This is a genomic window from Pseudomonas alcaligenes, from assembly GCF_041729615.1.
In the GTDB taxonomy this organism is placed as follows: domain Bacteria; phylum Pseudomonadota; class Gammaproteobacteria; order Pseudomonadales; family Pseudomonadaceae; genus Aquipseudomonas; species Aquipseudomonas alcaligenes_B.
On sequence record NZ_CP154874.1, the window covers coordinates 762,519 to 784,214 of the forward strand.

The 21,696-nt window shown below is 66.0% G+C and carries 23 protein-coding genes; 8 read left to right on the forward strand and 15 right to left on the reverse strand.

The genetic code is table 11. The annotated features are described in order from the left end of the window. The first annotated feature begins 6 nt into the window (after positions 1-6). Genes AAG092_RS03655 through AAG092_RS03665 form a run of 3 tightly spaced genes read left to right on the forward strand, consistent with a single transcriptional unit; the run spans position 7 to position 1,597 of the window. The gene (locus AAG092_RS03655) at positions 7-582 is read left to right on the forward strand and encodes a PilZ domain-containing protein (RefSeq protein ID WP_110682587.1); all 576 of its coding nucleotides are present in this window, start codon (positions 7-9) and stop codon (positions 580-582) included. Then, positions 579-881, forward strand: a complete 303-nt coding sequence (locus AAG092_RS03660) for a phosphodiesterase (protein WP_373388590.1) — start codon at positions 579-581, stop codon at positions 879-881. The genes AAG092_RS03655 and AAG092_RS03660 overlap by 4 nt, the downstream gene beginning before the upstream one ends. Then, the gene (locus AAG092_RS03665) at positions 878-1,597 is read left to right on the forward strand and encodes a glycerophosphodiester phosphodiesterase (protein WP_373388591.1); all 720 of its coding nucleotides are present in this window, start codon (positions 878-880) and stop codon (positions 1,595-1,597) included. The genes AAG092_RS03660 and AAG092_RS03665 overlap by 4 nt, the downstream gene beginning before the upstream one ends. A gap of 299 nt (positions 1,598-1,896) precedes the next feature. Here AAG092_RS03665 and sthA read toward each other — a convergent pair whose 3' ends face one another. From sthA to AAG092_RS03710, 9 genes are all read right to left on the reverse strand, one after another. Then, a complete protein-coding gene (sthA, locus tag AAG092_RS03670) occupies positions 1,897-3,291 on the reverse strand; it encodes a Si-specific NAD(P)(+) transhydrogenase (protein WP_373388592.1) in 1,395 nt (464 codons plus the stop codon). A 107-nt stretch (positions 3,292-3,398) separates the two neighbouring features. Then, complete coding sequence (gene nqrM, locus AAG092_RS03675) at positions 3,399-3,632, reverse strand: (Na+)-NQR maturation NqrM (RefSeq protein WP_110682591.1); 234 nt, start codon at positions 3,630-3,632, stop codon at positions 3,399-3,401. Beyond that, positions 3,629-4,552, reverse strand: a complete 924-nt coding sequence (locus AAG092_RS03680; protein ID WP_373389550.1) for an FAD:protein FMN transferase — start codon at positions 4,550-4,552, stop codon at positions 3,629-3,631. The genes nqrM and AAG092_RS03680 overlap by 4 nt, the downstream gene beginning before the upstream one ends. 79 nt (positions 4,553-4,631) lie before the next feature. Continuing rightward, positions 4,632-5,858, reverse strand: coding sequence for an NADH:ubiquinone reductase (Na(+)-transporting) subunit F (gene nqrF / locus AAG092_RS03685; protein WP_181418778.1), 1,227 nt, complete (start codon positions 5,856-5,858; stop codon positions 4,632-4,634). 7 nt (positions 5,859-5,865) lie between these two features. Then, the gene (nqrE, locus tag AAG092_RS03690) at positions 5,866-6,474 is read right to left on the reverse strand and encodes an NADH:ubiquinone reductase (Na(+)-transporting) subunit E (protein ID WP_110682594.1); all 609 of its coding nucleotides are present in this window, start codon (positions 6,472-6,474) and stop codon (positions 5,866-5,868) included. Beyond that, the gene (locus AAG092_RS03695; RefSeq protein WP_373388593.1) at positions 6,474-7,148 is read right to left on the reverse strand and encodes an NADH:ubiquinone reductase (Na(+)-transporting) subunit D; all 675 of its coding nucleotides are present in this window, start codon (positions 7,146-7,148) and stop codon (positions 6,474-6,476) included. The genes nqrE and AAG092_RS03695 overlap by 1 nt, the downstream gene beginning before the upstream one ends. Continuing rightward, positions 7,145-7,930 carry a Na(+)-translocating NADH-quinone reductase subunit C gene (locus AAG092_RS03700; RefSeq protein WP_110682596.1) on the reverse strand — a complete coding sequence of 262 codons (786 nt, stop codon included), beginning with the start codon at positions 7,928-7,930 and terminating at the stop codon, positions 7,145-7,147. The genes AAG092_RS03695 and AAG092_RS03700 overlap by 4 nt, the downstream gene beginning before the upstream one ends. Beyond that, positions 7,923-9,131 carry an NADH:ubiquinone reductase (Na(+)-transporting) subunit B gene (locus AAG092_RS03705; protein WP_110682597.1) on the reverse strand — a complete coding sequence of 403 codons (1,209 nt, stop codon included), beginning with the start codon at positions 9,129-9,131 and terminating at the stop codon, positions 7,923-7,925. The genes AAG092_RS03700 and AAG092_RS03705 overlap by 8 nt, the downstream gene beginning before the upstream one ends. A 3-nt stretch (positions 9,132-9,134) precedes the next feature. After that, entirely contained in the window at positions 9,135-10,472 is a 1,338-nt protein-coding gene (locus AAG092_RS03710) for a Na(+)-translocating NADH-quinone reductase subunit A (RefSeq protein WP_373388594.1), read from the reverse strand. A 268-nt stretch (positions 10,473-10,740) separates the two neighbouring features. Here AAG092_RS03710 and AAG092_RS03715 point away from each other — a divergent pair, with 268 nt between their 5' ends. Next, positions 10,741-11,301 (forward strand): chalcone isomerase family protein, encoded by a 561-nt coding sequence (locus tag AAG092_RS03715; protein ID WP_373388595.1) that lies wholly within the window; start codon positions 10,741-10,743, stop codon positions 11,299-11,301. A 48-nt stretch (positions 11,302-11,349) separates the two neighbouring features. Here AAG092_RS03715 and AAG092_RS03720 read toward each other — a convergent pair whose 3' ends face one another. Beyond that, entirely contained in the window at positions 11,350-12,816 is a 1,467-nt protein-coding gene (locus AAG092_RS03720; RefSeq protein ID WP_373388596.1) for a glyceraldehyde-3-phosphate dehydrogenase, read from the reverse strand. 133 nt (positions 12,817-12,949) lie between these two features. Here AAG092_RS03720 and mfd point away from each other — a divergent pair, with 133 nt between their 5' ends. After that, positions 12,950-16,390: a transcription-repair coupling factor gene (mfd, locus tag AAG092_RS03725; protein WP_373388597.1), complete on the forward strand. Its 3,441-nt coding sequence runs from the start codon at positions 12,950-12,952 to the stop codon at positions 16,388-16,390. A 12-nt stretch (positions 16,391-16,402) separates the two neighbouring features. Further along, positions 16,403-16,927, forward strand: a complete 525-nt coding sequence (locus AAG092_RS03730) for a CsiV family protein (protein WP_373388598.1) — start codon at positions 16,403-16,405, stop codon at positions 16,925-16,927. A gap of 60 nt (positions 16,928-16,987) precedes the next feature. Here the strand turns inward: AAG092_RS03730 and AAG092_RS03735 are convergent, their stop codons facing one another. The 4 genes from AAG092_RS03735 to AAG092_RS03750 are packed head-to-tail and all read right to left on the reverse strand — an operon-like array spanning position 16,988 to position 20,029. Next, positions 16,988-17,725, reverse strand: coding sequence for an S-methyl-5'-thioinosine phosphorylase (locus tag AAG092_RS03735; protein WP_373388599.1), 738 nt, complete (start codon positions 17,723-17,725; stop codon positions 16,988-16,990). Positions 17,726-17,738: 13 nt separating this feature from the next. Further along, positions 17,739-18,737, reverse strand: a complete 999-nt coding sequence (gene nagZ, locus AAG092_RS03740; RefSeq protein ID WP_373389551.1) for a beta-N-acetylhexosaminidase — start codon at positions 18,735-18,737, stop codon at positions 17,739-17,741. 19 nt (positions 18,738-18,756) lie between these two features. Then, positions 18,757-19,281, reverse strand: a complete 525-nt coding sequence (locus AAG092_RS03745) for a L,D-transpeptidase family protein (RefSeq protein WP_373388600.1) — start codon at positions 19,279-19,281, stop codon at positions 18,757-18,759. Positions 19,282-19,321: 40 nt separating this feature from the next. Next, positions 19,322-20,029: a TetR/AcrR family transcriptional regulator gene (locus AAG092_RS03750; RefSeq protein WP_110682605.1), complete on the reverse strand. Its 708-nt coding sequence runs from the start codon at positions 20,027-20,029 to the stop codon at positions 19,322-19,324. A gap of 243 nt (positions 20,030-20,272) precedes the next feature. Here AAG092_RS03750 and lexA point away from each other — a divergent pair, with 243 nt between their 5' ends. After that, the gene (lexA, locus tag AAG092_RS03755) at positions 20,273-20,884 is read left to right on the forward strand and encodes a transcriptional repressor LexA (RefSeq protein ID WP_110682606.1); all 612 of its coding nucleotides are present in this window, start codon (positions 20,273-20,275) and stop codon (positions 20,882-20,884) included. Positions 20,885-20,901: 17 nt separating this feature from the next. Continuing rightward, positions 20,902-21,372 (forward strand): SOS-induced cell division inhibitor SulA, encoded by a 471-nt coding sequence (gene sulA, locus AAG092_RS03760; protein WP_373388601.1) that lies wholly within the window; start codon positions 20,902-20,904, stop codon positions 21,370-21,372. A gap of 40 nt (positions 21,373-21,412) precedes the next feature. Here the strand turns inward: sulA and AAG092_RS03765 are convergent, their stop codons facing one another. Then, positions 21,413-21,646 carry a hypothetical protein gene (locus tag AAG092_RS03765; protein WP_373388602.1) on the reverse strand — a complete coding sequence of 78 codons (234 nt, stop codon included), beginning with the start codon at positions 21,644-21,646 and terminating at the stop codon, positions 21,413-21,415. Positions 21,647-21,696: the final 50 nt, after the last annotated feature.

Sequence of the window (21,696 nt, forward strand, 5' to 3'; positions counted from 1 at the left end):
TTCGCCATGTCGAATCAAGACGTCGATGATCGCCGCGAATACTACCGTATCGAGGATACGATCGCACTGGATTTCAGCCTGCTGTCCGGGGCCGAAGCACACGCCAGTGACCCGCTGCACGACAACTCGCCGCTGTTCAATCTGCTCAGCGAACTGCACCTGACCGACTTCGAGTCGCAGCACCTGTTGCGCCATATCAGCGAGCGCGACCGCACCATGGCCAACTACCTCAAGGTGATCAACAAGCGCATCGACCTGCTCGGCCAGGCCGTGGCGCAGAGCCTGCTGCGCGATGTCGGTGCGCCGCGCCGGGTATCCCTCTCCGAGGGCGGCATCAGCTTCAACCACGGCCAGGCGGTGCCCGCCGGCAGTCACCTGGCGATCAAGATGGTGCTGATGCCCCAGGCCCTCGGCCTGCTGCTGCGGGCCCGGGTGGTGCACTGCCAGGCACGCGCCGATGGCCAGTTCGAGATCGGTACCGAGTTCGAGGCGCTGACCGATGCCCAGCGCCAGCTGCTGGCCCGGCACATCCTGCAGAAGCAGGCCCTGGAGCGCCGCCTGGCCAAGGAACAGCAGCGATGAAGTGGGCGCCCGCCCTGCTCTGCGCCCTATTGCTGCCGCCGCCCAGCCTGGCCGAGACTCTGGAAATCCCCCTCGGCCAGCAGGGTGAGGCCGTCGCTGGCCTGCCCCAGCTGGGCGAGTCCAAGCGCTCGGTGCTGGAGCGCTTCGGCCTGGCCGACGAGGAACATCCGCCGGTGGGCCAGCCTCCCATCACCCGCTGGGACTACCGCAGTTTCAGCGTCTATTTCGAATACGACCATGTGATCAACAGCGTGCTGCACCACCAGCAGCGCCATGCCATTTCCAAGGAACGACAGTGACCCTGATCTACGGCCACCGCGGCGCCAAGGGCGAAGCGCCGGAAAACACCCTCGCCAGCTTCCAGCGTTGCCTGGAGCACGGCGTCACCCGCTGCGAGCTCGACCTGCACCTGTCGCGTGACGGCGAACTGATGGTGATCCACGACCCGACCCTCAAGCGCACCACCGGCCGCCGCGGCAAGGTGGTGGAGCACGATGCCGAGGAACTGGTGAAACTCGACGCCCGCCAGGGCGGGCCGGGCTGGAAGACGCCCTGCCCCATCCCCACGCTTGCCACCCTGTTCGAGCAATGCCCGTTCGAGCACTGGCAGCTGGAAGTCAAAAGCGCCTCGCGGGTACGCGCGGCGCGCACCGTGCTGGCCATTCAGGCGCTGGCCGAGCGCTTCGGCATCAAGGACCGGGTCACCGTCACCAGCAGCTCGCGCGAGGTGCTGCGCGCCCTGCGCCGCCTGGCTCCGGAGCTGTCGCGCGGCCTGGTGGCCGAGTACAACTGGCTCGACCCGCTCAAGGTCGCCGCCCACCACGGCTGCTCGATGCTCGCGCTGAACTGGACCCTGTGCACCCCGGAACGCCTGCTCAAGGCGCAGAAGGCCGGCCTGCATGTGTCGGTATGGACGGTCAACGAGCCAGCCCTGATGCGCCGCCTGGCCGACTTCGGCGTGGACAGCATCATCACCGACTTCCCGGGGCTGGCGGTGGATACGCTCAAGCGCTAGCAGGCGGCTCCGCTGCCGGATTGCATCCGGGCTACGGACTGTTCCCGAAGCCTATTAGCCCGCGTGTACATTCCCTCTCCCATTTATGGGAGAGGGTCAGGGAGAGGGTCGATAGCTCGCCCTCTCCCCCAGCCCCTCTCCCGCCAGCGGGAGAGGGGAGAAAGAAAAACCGGCCCTTGGGCCGGTTTTTTCTTGCAGCATCGTGCCTGGTCAGAAGCTCTCCCGGTTCGGCCAGCGCCAGCTGCGGGAGTCGCCGAGGGGGTCATCCCCGACCGGTTCAGGCCACCGGTCGGAGCCGCTCAAAAAAGCCGGTTGAGACCGTCGAACGCCGCCACCCGGTAGGCCTCGGCCATGGTCGGGTAGTTGAAGGTGGTGTTGACGAAGTACTTGATGGAATTCGCCTCGCCCTTCTGGTTCATGATCGCCTGGCCGATATGCACGATCTCCGAGGCCTGGTAGCCGAAGCAGTGCACGCCGAGGATCTCCAGGGTCTCACGGTGGAACAGGATCTTCAGCATGCCCACCGGCTCGTGGGAGATCTGCGCGCGGGCCATGCCCTTGAAGAAGGCCTTGCCGACCTCGTAGGGAATCTTGGCCTGGGTCAGCTCCTTCTCGTTCTTGCCGATCGAGCTGATCTCCGGGATGGTGTAGATGCCGGTCGGCACGTCGTCGACGAAGCGCCAGCTGTCGTTCTCCACCGCGCTGCCGGCTGCCGAACGGCCCTGGTCATAGGCGGCGCTGGCCAGGCTCGGCCAGCCGATCACGTCGCCGGCGGCGAAGATGTTGCTGATCGGGGTGCGGTAGAACTGGTCGACCTCGATCTGCCCGCGGCTGTTGACCTTGATGCCGATGTTCTCCAGGCCCAGCTTGTCGGTGTTGCCGGTACGGCCGTTGCACCACAGCAGGCAGTCGGCCTTGATCTTCTTGCCCGACTTGAGGTGCAGGATCACGCCGTTCTCCAGGCCCTCGATGCGCTCGTACTCCTCGTTGTGGCGAATCAGCACGTTGTTGTTGCGCAGGTGGTAGCTCAGTGCGTCGGAGATCTCGTCGTCGAGGAAGCTGAGCAGCTGGTCGCGGTTGTCGATCAGGTCGACCAGCACGCCGAGGCCGCTGAAGATCGAGGCGTACTCGGAGCCGATCACCCCGGCGCCGTAGATGATGATGCGGCGCGGCGTATGGGTCAGGCTGAGGATGGTGTCGCTGTCGTAGATGCGCGGGTGGTTGAAGTCCACATCCGCCGGGCGGTAGGGGCGCGAGCCGGTGGCGATGACGATCTGCTTGGCCACCAGTTTTTCCACCACGCCGCTGGCGCACACCACTTCCACGGTCTGCTCGTCGGCGAAGCTGGCGGTGCCGAAGAACACGTCGATGCGGTTGCGCGCGTAGTAGCCGGTGCGCGAGGCGACCTGCTTGGCGATCACCCGCTCGGCGCTCTTCAGCACATCGGGGAAGGAGAACCAGCGCGGCTCGCCGATCTGGCGGAACAGCGGGTTGGTGTTGTACTGCATGATCTGCCGTACCGAATGGCGCAGGGCCTTGGACGGGATGGTACCGAGGTGGGTGCAGTTGCCGCCGACCAGCGGGCGGTTGTCGACCACCGCCACCTTGCGCCCGGCCTTGGCCGCGTTCATCGCCGCGCCCTCGCCCGCCGGGCCGGAACCGAGCACCACCACGTCGTAGTTGTAGACCGCCATGCTTACTCCTTTCAGAACTGCTCAGGGCGCCCGAGGCGCCCTGCAGGTGCCTTAGCGGCACTTTCTTGTCATCGTCCCAGCTTAGCCGGGCCGTTTTGCCCGGCACATTAGCGCTTGGTCGCGTCGTAGGCGAGCTTTGCGTCCACTACATCGCCTTTCTGTTCGCGATTGACCTCTTCGCACTTCTCGCGGCTGCCGCCACAGATCGAGCATTCCTTCTCGATGCCGAGGTTGGCGATGCCGCCGCAGGAACCGGCGATGGGCTTGCGCCCCATGAGCACGCCGACGGCCATGCCCAGCACCACCAGCAGCATGAGACCGAATACCAGCAACCAGGTCATGGCGTTTCTCCTGCGCCGAAATGGCGCTCGAAAGCGGGCGTCGCGCGTGTGGCGAAACCCTGGTCGGTACGGGTGACGAAGAAGGCCGCCACTTGCGCCTGTTCGGCGAAGGCATAGCCACGCTCGGGGCCCAGTACCATCAATAGCGTAGACAGCCCATCGGCACGCAGGGTCTGCGCATCGACCACCGTCACCGCCGCCAGGCGGTGGCTGATCGGTGCGCCGGTCTGCGGGTCGAGGGTGTGCGAGTAGCGCTTGCCGTCGCGTTCGAAATAGTTGCGGTAGTCACCGGAAGTCGAGACGCCCAGCCCATCCAGCGCCAGCACCTTCTGCGCCACCTGGCGATCGTCGCGCGGCGCCTCGATGGCCACGCGCCAGGCGCTGCCGTCCGGCTTGCGCCCGGCCGCCTTGAGCTCGCCGGTGACATCCAGCAGGTAGCTCTGCACGCCCAGCTCGGCCAGGCGCGCGGCGATGCGATCGACCGTATGGCCGGCGGCGATGCTGTTGAGGTCGAGCTGCACGGCGGCGTCCTTACAGAGCTGGTCGCCGTCGATGCGCAGGTGCTGATGACCGGTGCGTAGGCGCACCTCGGCGATTTCCTCGGCCGTCGGCACCCGCTCGCCACGCGACTGCGGGCCGAAGCCCCAGAGGTCGAGCAGCGGCTCCAGGGTCAGGTCGAAGGCACCGCCACTGTCGGCGGACAGCCGCTCGCCGAAACGCACCAGCTCCAGCACCGACGCAGGCATGGCGCGGCAGCTGCCGGCCGGCAGGCGATTGAACGCGGAGAGGTCGGAATCGGCGCGCCAGGTGGACATCTGCTGGTCCACCTCGGCCAGCAGGCCCTCGACTTCAGCCTTGAGGGCGGCAGGCTCAGGCGTACCCTCGCCCGCCACATATTTCAGCGAGTAGTGGCTACCCATGGTCGGGCCGCCGAACTCCTCGATCTTCTCGCCGCAACCGGCCAGCAGGACGCTGGCCAGCAGGGCGAACAACGCGGGTTTAACCACCGAAATCGTCCAGCAGGATGTTCTCGCGCTCGACGCCCAGGTCCAGCAGCATCTTGATCACGGCGGCGTTCATCATGGGCGGGCCGCACATGTAGAACTCGCAATCCTCGGGGGCCGGATGGTCCTTGAGGTACTGCTCGTAGAGCACGTTGTGGATAAAGCCTTTCAACCCCTGCCAATTGTCTTCCGGCTGCGGATCGGACAGCGCCAGGTGCCACTCGAAGTTGGGGTTCTCCGCGGCGAGCTGGTCGTACTCCTCGACGTAGAACGCTTCACGCAGCGAGCGTGCGCCATACCAGAAGCTGATCTTGCGCTTGGACTTGAGGCGCTTGAGCTGGTCGAAGATGTGCGAGCGCATCGGCGCCATGCCGGCGCCACCGCCGATGAAGATCATCTCGGCGTCGGTGTCCTTGGCGAAGAACTCGCCGAACGGGCCGTACACGGTGACCTTGTCGCCCGGCTTGAGGTTGAACACCCAGGACGACATCTGGCCCGGCGGCAGATGGTCCTTGCCCGGCGGCGGCGAGGCGATGCGGATGTTGAATTTGACGATGCCCTTCTCGTCCGGGTAGTTGGCCATGGAGTAGGCGCGGATCACCGTCTCGTCGACCTTGGACACGTACTTCCACTGGTTGAACTTGTCCCAGTCGCCACGGTACTCGGGCTGGATGTCGAAGTCCTTGTAGTTGACCACGTGCGGCGGGCATTCCAGCTGCACGTAGCCACCGGCGCGGAAGTCCACGCTCTCGCCTTCCGGCAGGCGCAGGGTCAGCTCCTTGATGAAGGTGGCGACGTTGGGGTTGGACTCCACCGTGCACTCCCACTTCTTCACGCCGAACACCGACTCTTCCACCTCGATGTGCATGTCCTGCTTGACCGGGGTCTGGCAGGACAGGCGCCAGCCGGCCTTGGCCTCGCGCTTGGTGAAGTGCGACTCCTCGGTCGGCAGCATCTCGCCGCCGCCGCTTTCGACGATGCACTTGCACTGCGCGCAGGTGCCGCCGCCACCACAGGCCGAGGACAGGAACACGTTGTTCGCCGCCAGGGTCTGCAGCAGCTTGCCGCCGGCCGGCACGGTCAGGGTGCGCTCGCCGTTGATGACAATGTTCACGTCGCCGCTGGAGACCAGCTTGGCGCGGGCCGCCAGGATGATCACCACCAGCGCCAGGACGATGGCGGTGAACATGCCGATGGCCAATGCGATTTCGAAACCCATCAGGTGCTCCTTACAGCTGAATGCCGCCGAACGACATGAAGCCGAGCGACATCAGACCGATGGTGATGAAGGTGATGCCCAAGCCCTGCAGGCCCTCGGGAACATCGCTGTACTTGAGCTTCTCGCGGATGCCGGCCAGCAGGGCGATGGCCAGGGCCCAGGAGAAGCCGGAACCGAGGCCGTAGGTGACGCTCTCGGCCAGGTTGTAGTCGCGCTCCACCATGAACAGCGAGCCGGCCATGATGGCGCAGTTCACCGTGATCAGCGGCAGGAACACGCCGAGCGCGTTGTACAGGCTGGGCACGAACTTATCGAGGAGCATCTCGAGGATCTGCACGAGGGCGGCGATCACCCCGATGTAGCTGAGCAGGCCGAGGAAGGACAGGTCCACCTCCGGCAGCCCGGCCCAGGCCAGCGCACCTTCCTTGAGCAGGTAGGTGTAGATCAGGTTGTTGGCCGGCACGGTGATGGTCTGCACCACCACCACAGCGATGCCGAGGCCAATGGCGGTTTCCACCTTCTTCGAGATGGCGATGAAGGTGCACATGCCGAGGAAGAAGGCCAGCGCCATGTTCTCGATGAACACGGCCTTCACGAACAGGCTGAGGTAATGCTCCATCAGTAGGCCTCCTTATCCGAAACCTGCGGGGCCATGCGGAAGGCCGGAGCCTCCTTCTGTGCCGGCTTCCAGCTGCGCAGCGCCCAGATGATCAGGCCGATCAGGAAGAACGCCGAAGGCGGCAGCAGCAGCATGCCGTTGGGCTGGTACCAGCCGCCGTCGCTGACGGTGGGCAGCACGCTGTAGCCGAGCAGCTTGCCGGCACCGAACAGCTCGCGGATCACCCCGAGGACGATCAGCATGGCGCTGTAGCCCAGGCCGTTACCGATGCCGTCGAAGAACGACAGCAGCGGCGGGTTCTGCATGGCGAAAGCCTCGGCGCGGCCCATGACGATGCAGTTGGTGATGATCAGGCCGACGAACACCGACAGCTGCTTGGCCAGGCTGAAGGCGAAGGCCTTGAGGATCTGGTCCACCACAATCACCAGCGAGGCGATGATCACCATCTGCACGATCATGCGGATCGAGCTGGGGATCTGGCTGCGGATCAGCGAGATGAACAGGTTGGAGAAGCCGGTCACCAGGGTCAGGGCAACCGACATCACCAGCGCGGTCTTCAGGTTGGAGGTCACCGCCAGCGCCGAGCAGATGCCGAGGATCTGCAGGCCGATGGGGTTGTTATGCACGATCGGGTCGAGCAGTACGCTTTTGATGGTGGGTTGCGACATGCTCACGCCTCCCCTTTCTTGAGGTTGGCCAGCAGCGGGCCGAAGCCGCTCTCGCCGAGCCAGAAATGCAGCAGGTTGTTGACGCCCTTGCTGGTCAGGGTGGCGCCGGCCAGGCCGTCGACCTGGTGGGTGGCCCTGGCCGACTGCGCATCGACGCTGCCCTTGATGATCTCCACGGCCAGTTGGCCCTGCTCGTCGAACAGGGTCTTGCCGGACCACAGCGCCTTCCACTTCGGGTTGTCCACTTCGCCGCCGAGACCGGGGGTCTCGCCATGCTGGTAGAAGCCGAAGCCGACCACGGTGTTGAGGTCACCCTTGACGGCGATGAAGCCGTACAGGGTCGACCACAGGCCGTAGCCGCGCACTGGCAGGATCAGGGTGTCCAGCGCGCCGTCCTTCTCCACCAGGTAGACGGTGGTGAAGTTCTCGCGACGCTTGATCGAGGCGATGTCCTGCTCGCCGGACAGGGCCAGGGACAGCTTGGGGTCCTTGGCCGCCTTGAGCGGGTCGAAGCTGGCAGGGTCCTGGGCGTCGCTGAAGGCGCCCTTGTCCAGGTCCACCACGCGGGCCTGGATGCGCTCGGCGAACAGCGCCTTCACTTCGCGGGCGGACATGCCCGCCTCGCCCAGGCCGGCGATGGCCAGGATGCTGCGCTGCTTGTCCAGCTGGCGGTTCTCCACCTGCGCAGGCTTGAGCGCCACGGCCGCGCCGGCGACGAACACCGAGCAGACCAGGCACACCAGCACCGCGACGGTGAGGGTACGTACAGTCGATTCCTTGTTAGCCACGGGCGAGCCTCCGCTTGATGTTGGCCTGCACCACGAAGTGGTCGATCAGCGGTGCACAGAGGTTGGCGAACAGGATCGCCAGCATCATGCCTTCCGGGAAGGCCGGGTTGACCACGCGGATCAGCACCACCATGACGCCGATCAGCGCGCCGAACAGCCACTTGCCGGTGTTGGTCATGGACGCCGAGACCGGGTCGGTGGCCATGAAGATCATGCCGAAGGCAAAGCCGCCGACCACCAGGTGCCAGTACCAGGGCATGGCGAACATGGGGTTGCTGTCCGAGCCGATGGCGTTGAACAGGGTGCTCATGGCGATCATGCCGAGCATGACGCCGGAGACGATGCGCCAGGAGGCGATCTTGGTCAGCAGCAGGAAGGCGCCGCCGATGAAGATGGCCAGGGTGCTGGTTTCGCCCATGGAGCCCTGCTCCAGGCCGATGAAGGCATTCGTCCAGGTCAGGCCGTTGGCCGCAACCTGCTCCATGCCGCTGGCGGCGGCCACGGACAGGGCGGTGGCGCCGGCATAGCCGTCCACCGCGGTCCACACCATGTCGCCGGACATGTCCGCCGGGTAGGCGAAGAACAGGAAGGCCCGCCCGACCAGAGCCGGGTTGAGGAAGTTCTTGCCGGTGCCGCCAAACACTTCCTTGCCGATCACCACGCCGAAGCTGATGCCCAGGGCCACCTGCCACAGCGGGATGTCCGGCGGCAGGGTCAGGGCAAACAGCACGGAGGTGACGAAGAAGCCTTCGTTGACCTCGTGCCGGCGGATGGAGGCGAACAGCACCTCCCAGAAGCCGCCGACGATGAAGGTGGTCAGGTACACCGGCAGGAAGAAGGCCGCGCCCTGGATGAAGTTGTCCCACACACTGGTCGGGTCGAAGCCCGCCAGCGCGCCGATCAGGCCGAAGCGCCAGCCGTCCTGGGCCGCCAGCAGCTCGGCGTTGCCGGCGAAGATGCTGTTGGCCTGGTAGCCGATGTTCCACATGCCGAAGAACATCGCCGGGAAGGTGCACAGCCACACGGTGATCATCATGCGCTTGAGGTCGATGCCGTCACGCACGTGGGCGGTGCTCTTGGTCACGCTGCCGGGGCGGTAGAAGAAGGTGTCGACCGCCTCGTACAGGGCGTACCACTTCTCGTACTTGCCGCCTTGCTCGAAGTTGTGCTCGATCTTGTCGAGGAATTTACGCAAGGACATGAATCAGCCCTCCTTCTCGATGCGAGTCAGGTTGTCCCGCAGGATCGGGCCGTACTCGTACTTGCCGGCGCACACGTAGGTGCACAGGGCCAGGTCTTCTTCGTCCAGCTCCAGGCAGCCGAGCTTCTGCGCCATCTCGGTGTCGCCGACGATCAGATAGCGCAGCAGCTGGGTGGGCAGGATGTCCAGCGGCATTACTGACTCGTAGTTGCCCACCGGCACCATGGCGCGCGGGCTGCCGTTGGTACTGGTGTCCATGGCCAGCTTGCGGCCGCCCATCAGCTTGGAGACGAAGATGTTCAGCACCGAGTGCTTGTTCACCCCGGCGCGCAGGTAGTGCAGCAGCTCGCGTTCGCGCCCCTCGTGCAGACAGGAGACCTGCACGTGGTAGCGACCGAGGAAGGCGAAGGCGCCACGCGAGGTACGACCGCCCAGCACCGAGCCGGAAATCACCCGGTTGTGCCCGGCCTGCAGCTCGCCGGCGGTCAGCTCTTCCAGGCTGGCGCCCAGGCGCGTGCGCAGCAGGCGCGGCTTGTCGACCACCGGGCCACCCAGGGCGACCACGCGGGTGACGTCCAGCTTGCCGCTGGTGAACAGCGCACCGATGGCAATCACGTCCTGATAGCCGATCTGCCAGACACTCTTGCTGCTGGAAACCGGATCGAGGAAATGGATATGGGTGCCCGGCAGGCCGGCCGGATGCGGACCGGCGAAGGCTTCGGCCTGCACCCCGGCGACACCCTCGCCGGCCAGACTGACGCCCTCGGCCCGACACAGGAACACCTTGGCCAGGCGCGCCAGGACCTTGAGGCCGTTCTCGAAGTCGGCCGGGCGCTCGGCGATCACCACGGCCGGATCGGCGGCCAGCGGATGGCTGTCGATGGCGGTGACGAAGATCGAGCTGGGCACGGCATCGATGGCCGGCACCTTGCTGAACGGACGACTGCGCAGCGCGGTCCACAGGCCGGACTGCTGCAGGTTGTCGCGCACCGCCTGGGGTTCAAGGCTGGCGAGCTGGGCGGCGTCGTAGCGGGCGAACTCGACGGCGTCATCGCCCTCCAGGTCGATCACCACCGACTGCAGCACGCGCTGCTCGCCGCGATGGATGGCAGCGACCACGCCGGCACCCGGCGCGGTGAAGTGCACGCCCGGGTTCTTCTTGTCGGAGAACAGGACCTGACCGAGCTTGACCCGGTCGCCGACCTGGACCGCCATGGTCGGCTTCATTCCGTGATAGTCGCACCCCATCAAGGCTACGCTGCGCACGGCACGGGCAGCGTCGATACGCTGCTCGGGTGCACCGCTAATGGGCAGATCCAGCCCGCGTTTGATTTTTATCATTGAGTGATCCAAACACCGATTCAGTGTTTCCACAGGGTTCGAACACAGCCGGAAAACCGGGAGAAAGCCGCGGGCGAGAGCCTGGCACAGCCATGCCCCCAGGATATTCCGGAGCGAAAAGCCTCGGGATTATAAGGACATAAGCGCGAGCTGCCCACCAATCGGTCTCAACTTCGACCAGCAAGTCGTAACACCAAGCAACAGCAGCGGTCTTGACGCTTCGGCCAGGTCGCGCAAAAAAGCGATAAACCCTACAGGAGAATTGTCCATGCGCCGACTCGTGCTTCTGCTCCTGCTGAGCATCGCCACCACCAGCCACGCCAACAGCGCGGACCGCCTGCGCGAAGCCGCCTTTGCTGAACGCCAGCAGCAGGCCGGCACCACCCTGGAGCGCAAGAACCAGGCCCTGCTCACCTACCTGTGGGCCGATGTCTACTCCGCCGCCTATTACACGGAAGCCGGCACCAGCCCCCAGCAGGCCAGCGGCCAGAAGGCCAACCAGCGCCTGGAGCTGTACTACTACCGCGACATCGCCCGCGCGGATGTGATCAAGGCCGCCTGGGTCACCCTGGAGCGCCAGCACCCAGCGGCCCGGCTGGACGCCCTGCGCCCGATGATCGACGCGCTGCACGCCAGCTTCCGCGACATCCGCCCCGGCGACCGCTACGCCCTGAGCTACGCCCCGGGAGCCGGGCTGAGCCTGGAGATCAACGGCAGCCGCGCCTTCCACAGCGACAGCGACGAGCTGGCCAGCGCCTACCTGGGCATCTGGCTGGCACCGAACGGCCTGTCCGACGAACTGCGCGAGCAGTTGCTGGCCGAACGCTGAAAAACAAAACGGGAGCCGAAGCTCCCGTTTTGCATCCTGCCCTGGCGCTTAGTACGGGAAGGCCGGCGGGTTGACCCCAGCCATGTCTTCCATCACACGCACGACCTGGCAGCTGTAGCCGAACTCGTTGTCGTACCACACGTACAGCACGACGCGGTTGTCGTTGGCGATGGTGGCTTCGGCATCGACCACACCGGCGTGGCGCGAGCCGACGAAGTCGGTGGACACCACTTCCTGCGAATTGACGAAGTCGATCTGCTTCTGCAGCTCGGAGTGCATGGCCATCTGGCGCAGGTACTCGTTGATCTCTTCGCGGGTGGTGGCCTTTTCCAGGTTCAGGTTGAGGATGGCCATGGACACGTTCGGCGTCGGCACGCGGATGGCGTTGCCGGTCAGCTTGCCCTTCAGCACCGGCAGGGCCTTGGCGGCAGCGGTGGCGGCACCGGTCTCGGTGATCACCATGTTCAGCGCGGCACTGCGGCCACGACGACTGCCCTTGTGGAAGTTGTCGATCAGGTTCTGGTCATTGGTGTACGAGTGAACGGTCTCGACGTGGCCGTTGACGATGCCGTACTTGTCATTCACGGCCTTCAGCACCGGCACGATGGCGTTGGTGGTGCAGGAGGCGGCGGAGATGATCTTGTCGTCGGCGGTGATGTCACCATGGTTGATGCCATGCACGATGTTCTTCAGCGCGCCCTTGCCCGGCGCGGTCAGCACCACGCGGTCGATGCCCGGGCACTTCAGGTGCTGGCCCAGGCCTTCGGCGTCACGCCACTTGCCGGTGTTGTCCACCAGCAGGGCGTTCTTGATGCCGTACTGGGTGTAGTCGATGGACGCCGGGTCGTTGGAGTAGATGACCTGGATCAGGTTGCCGTTGGCGGTCAGGGTGTTGTTGGCTTCGTCGATGGTGATGGTGCCGTCGAACGGGCCGTGCACGGAATCGCGACGCAGCAGGCTGGCGCGCTTGACCAGGTCGTTCTCGGCGCCCTTGCGCACGACGATGGCGCGCAGGCGCAGGCCGTCGCCACCACCGGTCTTCTCGATCAGGATGCGCGCCAGCAGGCGGCCGATGCGGCCGAAGCCGTACAGCACGACGTCGGTGCCTTCGCGGCCGGCGCCGTTCTGCTTGCCAGCCACGTCGGCCAGCTCGTCCTTAGTGAACTGCTCGATGCTGCGACCGGCGCCTTCGGCCTTGAACTTGGCGACCATCTTGCCCAGGTCCACGGAAGCGGCGCCCAGCTTGAGCTCGCTCATGGTCTTGAGGATGGGGAAGGTGTCATGCACGGACAGTTCGTTCTCGCCGTCCAGACGGTGACGGGCGAAACGGTGGGCCTTGAGGATATCGATCACCGAGCGGTTGATCAGGCCACGGCCGTAGATCGAGGTCACGACGTTGTTGTTGCGGTAGAGCTGGCCGATCAACGGAATCATCGCTTCCGCGAGGGCTTCACGGTCGATCCACTCACCGAGACACTGGTCGGGCTTCTGAGTCACGAGCAATACCTTCCACATGTAGGGGCTGAAAAAAGGGGCTACATGATATGCCTTGGCTCAGCCCCGAGCAATGCGCGCCTGTCGCCACTGACAGCCGCCACCTCGCCTCGCTACAATCGCCCCCTTCTTTTCGCCTGGGGCCGCGACACCCGTGTCCGTACTGCAACTGCCGAAACTGCCCGGCGCCGCCGGCAAACAGCACTGGGGCAACCTGCCCGGCGCCGCGCTGAGCCTGGCCATCGCCGAGGCGGCAAGCGCCGCCAAACGCTTCACCCTGCTGCTGACCGCTGACAGCCAGAGCGCCGAACGCCTGCAGGAAGAGCTGGCGTTCTTCGCCCCGGACCTGCCGGTGCTGCACTTCCCGGACTGGGAAACCCTGCCCTACGACGTCTTCTCGCCGCACCAGGACATCATCTCCCAGCGCATCGCCACCCTCTATCGCCTGCCGGAGATCAAACACGGCGTGCTGGTGGTGCCGATCGCCACTGCCCTGCACCACCTGGCGCCGACCCGTTTCCTGCTTGGCTCGGGCCTGTTGCTGGACGTCGGCCAGAAGCTCGACGTCGAGGAGATGCGCGCCCGTCTGGAAGCCGCCGGCTACCGCTGCGTGGACACCGTCTACGAGCATGGCGAGTTCGCCGTGCGCGGCGCGCTGATCGACCTGTTCCCCATGGGCAGCGAGACGCCCTACCGCATCGACCTGTTCGACGACGAGATCGAGACCCTGCGCACCTTCGACCCGGAGACCCAGCGCTCGGTGGACAAGGTGGAGTCGATCCGTCTGCTGCCGGCCCGCGAGTTTCCCCTGGAGAAGAAAGCCGTCACCGATTTCCGCGGGCGCTTCCGCGAGCGCTTCGACGTCGACTTCCGCCGCTGCCCGATCTACCAGGACCTGGCCTCGGGCATCACCCCGGCCGGCATCGAGTACTACCTGCCGCTGTTCTTCGAGGAGACCGGCACCCTGTTCGACTACCTGCCGGGCGACACGCAGGTGTTCTCCCTGCCGGGCATCGAGCAGGCCGCCGAGCAGTTCTGGCTGGATGCGCGCAACCGTTACGAGGACCGCCGCGTCGACCCCGAGCGCCCGCTGCTGCCGCCGGCCGACATCTTCCTGCCGGTGGAGGACTGCTTCGCCCGCCTGAAGCACTGGCCACGCGTGGTGGTCAGCCATGAGGACGTGGAAGTCGGCGTCGGTCGCGAGCGTTTCGACGCCCGCCCCCTGCCCGACCTGGCGATCCAGGCCAAGGCCAGCGAGCCGCTGGCCGCCCTGCGCCGCTTTATCGAGGAATATCCAGGCCGCGTGCTGTTCTGCGCCGAATCCGCCGGCCGTCGCGAGGTACTGCTGGAGCTGCTCGCCCGCCTCAAGCTCAAGCCGCTGGAAGTGGCCAACTGGCACGAGTTCACCGCCAGCCGCGAGCGTCTGGCCATCTGTATCGCACCGCTGGACGAGGGCCTGCTGCTCGACGACCTGGCCCTGGTCGCCGAGAGCCCGCTGTTCGGCCAACGGGTGATGCAGCGCCGCCGCCGCGAGAAATCGCGCGACGGTGGCGACAACGTGATCAAGAACCTCACCGAGCTGCGCGAAGGCGCGCCGGTGGTGCACATCGACCACGGCGTGGGCCGCTACCTGGGCCTGGTGACCATGGAGTTCGACGGCCAGGCCGCCGAGTTCCTCGCCCTGATGTACGCCGAGGAAGCCAAGCTCTACGTGCCGGTGGCCAACCTGCACCTGATCGCCCGCTACACCGGCAGCGACGATGCCCTGGCGCCGCTGCACCGTCTGGGCTCGGAAACCTGGCAGAAGGCCAAGCGCAAGGCCGCCGAGCAGGTGCGCGATGTGGCGGCGGAATTGCTCGATATCTACGCCCGCCGCGCCGCCCGCGAGGGCTATGCGTTCAAGGACCCGGCCGCCGACTACGCCACCTTCAGCGCCGGCTTCCCCTTCGAGGAGACGCCGGACCAGCAGGCCGCCATCGACGCGGTACGCGAGGACATGCTGGCCGGCAAGCCGATGGACCGCCTGGTGTGCGGCGACGTCGGCTTCGGCAAGACCGAGGTGGCCATGCGCGCCGCCTTCATCGCCGTACACAGCGGCAAGCAGGTGGCGGTGCTGGTGCCCACCACCCTGCTCGCCCAGCAGCACTACAACAGCTTCCGCGACCGCTTCGCCGACTGGCCGGTGACGGTCGAGGTGATGAGCCGCTTCAAGACCGCCAAGGAAGTCAACGAGGCGGTGGCCAGGCTGGCCGAAGGCAAGATCGACATCGTTATCGGCACACACAAGCTGCTGCAGGACGACGTGAAGTTCCACAACCTCGGCCTGGTGATCATCGACGAGGAGCACCGCTTCGGCGTGCGCCAGAAGGAGCAGCTCAAGGCCCTGCGCAGCGAAGTGGATATCCTCACCCTCACCGCCACGCCGATTCCGCGCACCCTGAACATGGCGGTGTCGGGCATGCGCGACCTGTCGATCATCGCCACCCCGCCGGCGCGGCGCCTGTCGGTGCGCACCTTCGTCATGGAGCAGCACGACTCGGTGATCAAGGAAGCGCTGCTGCGCGAACTGCTGCGCGGTGGCCAGGTGTACTACCTGCACAACGACGTGAAGACCATCGAGAAGTGCGCCGCCGACCTGCAGGCCCTGGTGCCCGAGGCGCGCGTCGGCATCGGCCACGGGCAGATGCACGAACGCGACCTGGAACGGGTGATGAGCGACTTCTACCACAAGCGCTTCAACGTGCTGGTGGCCTCGACCATCATCGAGACCGGCATCGACGTGCCCAGCGCCAACACCATCCTCATCGAGCGCGCCGACAAGTTCGGCCTGGCCCAGCTGCACCAGCTGCGCGGCCGCGTCGGCCGCAGCCACCACCAGGCCTACGCCTACCTGCTGACGCCGCCGCGCAAGGGCATGACCGAAGACGCGCAGAAGCGCCTGGAAGCCATCGCCAATGCCCAGGACCTCGGCGCCGGCTTCGTCCTGGCCACCCACGACCTGGAAATCCGCGGCGCTGGCGAACTGCTCGGCGACGGCCAGAGCGGGCAGATCCAGGCGGTCGGCTTCACCCTCTACATGGAAATGCTGGAACGGGCCGTCAAAGCCATCCGCAAGGGCGAGCAGCCCAACCTGGAGCAACCGCTGGGGGGCGGCACCGAGGTCAACCTGCGGGTGCCGGCGCTGATCCCCGACGACTACCTGCCGGACGTGCACAGCCGTCTGATCCTCTACAAGCGCATCGCCTCGGCCGCCGACGAGGACGCCCTGAAGGAGCTGCAGGTAGAGATGATCGATCGCTTCGGCCTGCTGCCGGAGCCGACCAAGAACCTGATGCGCCTGACCCTGCTCAAGCTGCAGGCGGAGAAGCTCGGCATCCGCAAGATCGACGCCGGCCCCCAGGGCGGGCGCATCGAGTTCGCCGCCAACACCTGCGTCGACCCGCTGACCCTGATCAAGCTGATCCAGAGCGCGCCGGCTCGCTACAAATTCGAGGGCGCCACCCTGTTCAAGCTCCAGGTGCCCATGGAGCGCCCGGAAGAACGCTTCAATACCCTGGAGGCGCTGCTGGAGCGCCTCGCCCCGCAATCCGCCTGAAAGGACTGACCCATGCGCGTGCTTCGCCCTCTCCTCCTGCTGCTCTGCCTGCTGGCCCCGCAGGCCTTCGCCGACGGCCTGTTCCAGATCGAAGTGATCGTCTTCCGCCAGGCCGGCGAGGCCCTCTCCTCCAGCCAGCCGGCGCCGGATGACTGGGCCGTGGGCGCCAGCCCCATCGCCGGCAACGAGCGCGGCACCGCGCTGAACGATGAGGCCGCCAAGCTCAACCCGGGCAACGGCTACCAGGTGTTGCTGCACAAGGCCTGGGCGCAGAACCTGACCGCCGCGCCGAGCAAGGCAGCACTGAGCACCGGTGACGAGCAGTTCGGCCACTTCCCGGTGGAGGGCGTGGTGTCCTTGAGCGAACAGCAGCGCCTGGTCGACCTCGAGGCCGACTTCTGGATCAACCGCTTCGACGCCGACGGCCTGCTCACCGGCAGCGAGCGCGTGCGGCAAAAGACCCGCCTCAAGCTGAACGAGCTGACCTACCTGGACAACGGCGGCCTCGGCGTGCTGGTGAAAGTCACCCAGCCCTGATTGCGCCGCCCCATGAAAAAAGCCCCGCAGTGCAGGGCTTTTTTATTCCGGCCTGATGACTCAGGCGCTCAGCACATGCCCCAGCACGGCGCGCACCTTGTCGATGCCACGGGCCAGCTCGGCCTCGATCTCGGCCATGGTGATGATGCCGCTGGACTTGCCGGCCGCCGGATTGACCACCAGCGCCAGGCAGGCATAGGGCAGCTCCAGCTCGCGAGCCAGGGCCGCCTCGGGCATGCCGGTCATGCCGACGATGTCGCAGCCGTCGCGCTCCAGGCGGGCGATCTCCGCCACCGTCTCCAGGCGCGGCCCCTGGGTGGCGCCATATACGCCGTGACTGCTGTGCGGGTAGGCGAGCACCTGCAGCGCTTCGATCAGCTTGCCGCGCAGCGCTTCGTCATAGGGATAGCTGAAGTCGATATGGGTGACGTGATCGATCTCGCCCTCGAAGAAGGTGTGTGCCCTGCCCCAGGTGTAATCGATCACCTGGTGCGCCACGCACAGGTGGCCGCTGCCCATGGCCGCATGGATGCCGCCCACTGCGTTGACCGCGAGGATCGCCTCGGCGCCGGCCTGCTTCAGCGCCCAGAGGTTGGCGCGGTAGTTCACCTGGTGCGGCGGGATGCGGTGCGGGTGGCCGTGGCGAGCGAGGAACAGCACCTCGTGGCCGGCGTACTCGCCACGCAGCACCGGGGCAGAGGGGGCACCGTAAGGCGTGTCGATGTTCTGCGCCTGCTTGAGGGTCAGGCCTTCCAGCTGGGTCAGGCCGGTGCCGCCGATGATGGCGTAGATGGTCATGCTGCTTCCTTAATCAGTCGATCAGCTGCGCGGCGCGCAGCGCGGCAACGGCCTGCAGCCAGCGCGGCTGCTCGCGGTAGTCGGTACGGGCGAAGCCACGCCCGCGCATACGCGCCAGGCCCTTGGGCGGCTGCACCTTGAGGCGCTGCAGGGCGCCGAGGGCCAGCTCGGCCGAGGCGCGGTCGTTGCACACCAGGCCCATGTCGCAGCCGGCGCTCAGCGCCGCCTCGATACGGCTGGCGGCATCGCCCACCACATGGGCGCCAGCCATGGACAGGTCGTCGCTGAAGATCACGCCGTCGAAGCCCAGCTCGCCGCGCAGGATGTCCTGCAGCCAGCGCCGCGAGAATCCGGCCGGGCCGGCGTCCACCTGCGGGTAGATGACATGCGCCGGCATCACCGCCGCCAGCTGCTGGCTCAAACGCTGGAACGGGATCAGGTCCCTGGCACGGATCTCGTCCAGGCTGCGTTCGTCCACCGGGATGGCCACGTGCGAATCGGCCTCGGCCCAGCCGTGGCCGGGGAAGTGCTTGCCGGTGGCGGCCATCCCCGCCGCGTCCATACCGCGGATGAAGGCGCCGGCCAGGCGCGTGGCCAGCTCGGCATCGCGCTCGAAGCTGCGGCTGCCGACTACGGCGCTGCGCTGGTGGTCGAGATCCAGCACCGGGGCGAAGCTGAGGTCCAGGCCCACGGCCAGCACCTCGGTGGCCATCAGCCAGCCGCAGTGCTCGGCCAGCTGCTCGGCGTTGTCGTTGTCGGCCAGGGCACGCATGGCCGGCAGGCGCACGAAACCGTTGCGCAGGCGCTGCACGCGGCCGCCTTCCTGGTCCACCGCCAGCAAGAGGTCGGGGCGTACGGCGCGAATGGACGCGCACAGCTCGCGCACCTGGCGCGGATCTTCGATATTGCGGGCGAACAGGATCAGGCCGCCCACCTCGGGCTGGCGAAGAATCCGGCGGTCCTCGGCGGTCAGCCAGGTACCGTGGATGTCCAGCATCAGGGAACCAAACAGGGTCGTCACAGAGAAGTCCTTAAACGAGATCGGCCGTGGCCCACTGCGGGCACGGCGCTTCGTCGATCATCACCGCGCAGTGAGACGGCACGCGGGGAAAGAGGTTCAACAGATCGGCGTTGCGCAGACGCACACAGCCGTGCGACAGCGGCACACCCATGGGCTGATTGTCCGGCGTGCCGTGCAGATAGATGTAGCGGCGAAAGGTATCGACCTGCCCTAGCCGGTTGAAGCCCGGCTCGCAACCGCTGAGCCAGAGGATGCGGGTAAGAATCCAGTCGCGACCGGGGAACTGCGCATCCAGCGCCTCCGACCAGACTTCGCCGGTCCAGCGTCGCCCGCGCAGCACGGCGCCCTCGGGCAGGCCTTCGCCGATCTTCGCGCGCACCTGATGGCGACCACGCGGCGTGCAGTTGGAGCCACTGCGCTCGCCGGCACCGTTCAGTGCGGTGGAAACCGGCAGGCGCACGACCAACTGCCCGTCGGCAAAGCCGTACAGGCGCTGATCGGCAATGGAGATGTGCAGGAAATCGAGCGGGCGCATGGGCCGCTAGCTTAGCCCATCGGCCCGCTTGGGCACAGCGTCAGACGGCCTTGGCGGCCGCCTGCGCCTTGTTGCGCGGCTTGAACTGGGCGTTGGCCAGCACTTCGTCGCTCACCCCGCTCTCGGCGCGCATGCCGGCGGCAAGGAAGGGCACCATCAGGCGCATGACCTGCTCGATCGAGGTGTCCACGCCGAAGTCGTTCTCCGCCATGCCCCGCAGGGCCTTGATACCGGACATGCTGAAGGCCGCCGCACCGAGCATGAAATGCACGCGCCAGAAGATCTCCAGCGGCGGCAGCTTGGGCGCTGCCTCATTGAGAAGCAGCATGTAGCGGCGGAAGACCTTGCCGTACACCTCTTCCAGGTACTTGCGCAGGTGCCCCTGGCTCTGGCTGAAGGCCAAGCCCAGCAGGCGCATGAAGATGGACAGGTCATTGCCGCTGCGCGGCTTCACCGCCAGGGCTTGCTCCACCAGCATCTCCAGCAGCTCTTCGAGGCTGGCCTTGCCATCCGGCTTGGCCTGGCGACGATCCAGCTCGCGCTCCAGGCTGACGCAGAAGGGCCCGAGGAAACGCGAGAACACCGCCTGGATCAGCGCCTTCTTGGAGCCGAAGTGATAGTTCACGGCCGCCAGGTTGACGCCGGCCTTGCTGGTAATCAGACGCAGAGAGGTCTCGGCGAAGCCCTTTTCCGCGAACAGCTGCTCGGCAGCATCCAAAATGCGCTCAACAGTTTCTGATTGAGCCATGACACCCTCACCTGACAAACACTTGTTTGAAACATACGTTTCAGGCTACTGCCCTGTCAAGTCTGGCAGGCCCATTCATGGCTGGTCAGTCACGCATTTAACCATAGGCCAGGCAGGGAAAATCCCAACCCGCTCAGCGAGGCAGGAGTAATGGCGCTTTCGCCACAGAGATGAAAGAAGGGTTGCCAGTCAAGAATCACTGTATATAATCACAGCAACTGTATAAACAGACAGACCACCAGCATGCTCAAACTGACGCCGCGACAATCCGAAATCCTCGCCTTCATCAAGCGCTGCCTGGAGGACAACGGCTACCCACCGACTCGCGCCGAGATCGCTCAGGAGCTGGGCTTCAAATCGCCCAACGCCGCCGAGGAGCACCTCAAGGCCCTGGCCCGCAAGGGCGCCATCGAGATGACCCCGGGCGCCTCGCGCGGCATCCGCATCCCCGGTTTCGAGCCGGCTGCCGCCGAGGAAGAAGGCTTGCCGGTGATCGGCCGGGTCGCCGCCGGCGCCCCGATTCTCGCCCAGCAGAACGTGGAGGACTCCTGCAAGATCAACCCGGAGTTCTTCCACCCCAAGGCCGACTACCTGCTGCGTGTGCGCGGCATGAGCATGAAGGACATCGGCATCCTCGACGGTGACCTGCTGGCCGTGCATACCACCCGCGAGGCCCGCAACGGCCAGATCGTGGTGGCGCGCATCGACGACGAGGTCACCGTCAAGCGCTTCCAGCGCAACGGCAACAAGGTCCTGCTGATCGCCGAGAATCCGGAGTTCGCCCCCATCGAGGTGGACCTGGAAGAACAGGACCTGGTGATCGAAGGCCTGAGTGTCGGCGTGATCCGCCGCTAAGCATCAAGGAGAGCTTCATGCAGTTCCCGCAGTCGCTGAATCGTTCGCAACTCCCGCTGTTTGAAGCCTTCCTGGGTGCCAGCATGGCACCACTACTCGAAGATGCACTGGAAACGCCCTGGATCGATGAACCTGAACCCTTCAGCGAGCTGCGCCTGTCCGGCTCACCCGGCAACTGCCGCCACCTGCTCGGCCCGGTGTTGCGCGAGCTGAGCCAGAACCAGGACGCCCGCTGGCTGACCCTGGTTGCCCCGCCCGCTTCCATCACCACCATCTGGCTGCGCAGCATCGGCCTCAACCTCGACCGACTGCTGGTGCTGCAGCCACGCGCCGGCCAGGACGCTCTGGAGCTGGCTCGCGAGGCTCTGCGCCTGGGGCGCAGCCATACGGTGGTGAGCTGGATCAGCCTGCAAGCCGGGCAGCGCGCAACCCTCACCAGCGCCGCCCGTCTGGGCAGCGCGCAGAGTCTAAATATCCGCTTGGACTAACGAGGGAATCGAATCAGCTGCACCAATGGGCAGCTGTGGATCAGTGCAGCACGCGTGGCTGCTCGTCCTGTTCCATGTCGCCTTCGGCCAGACGACCGGCCATCTGCACGCCGACATTGAGCATGGCCTTGGCCACCTCGACGTGATGCCCCTGCAGGAAGGCCTTGGCATCCGCCGAGAAATCCAGGGTCACCAGCACTTCCTCATCCTCGGCACGGCGCAGGATGATGCGCCCATCGGGCAGTTCGACGATTTCGAGGAAGGAAGTGGACATGGTGTGGTTCTCCTAGCAGACAGCCAGTGTAACAGCACCCGCCCGCAGGC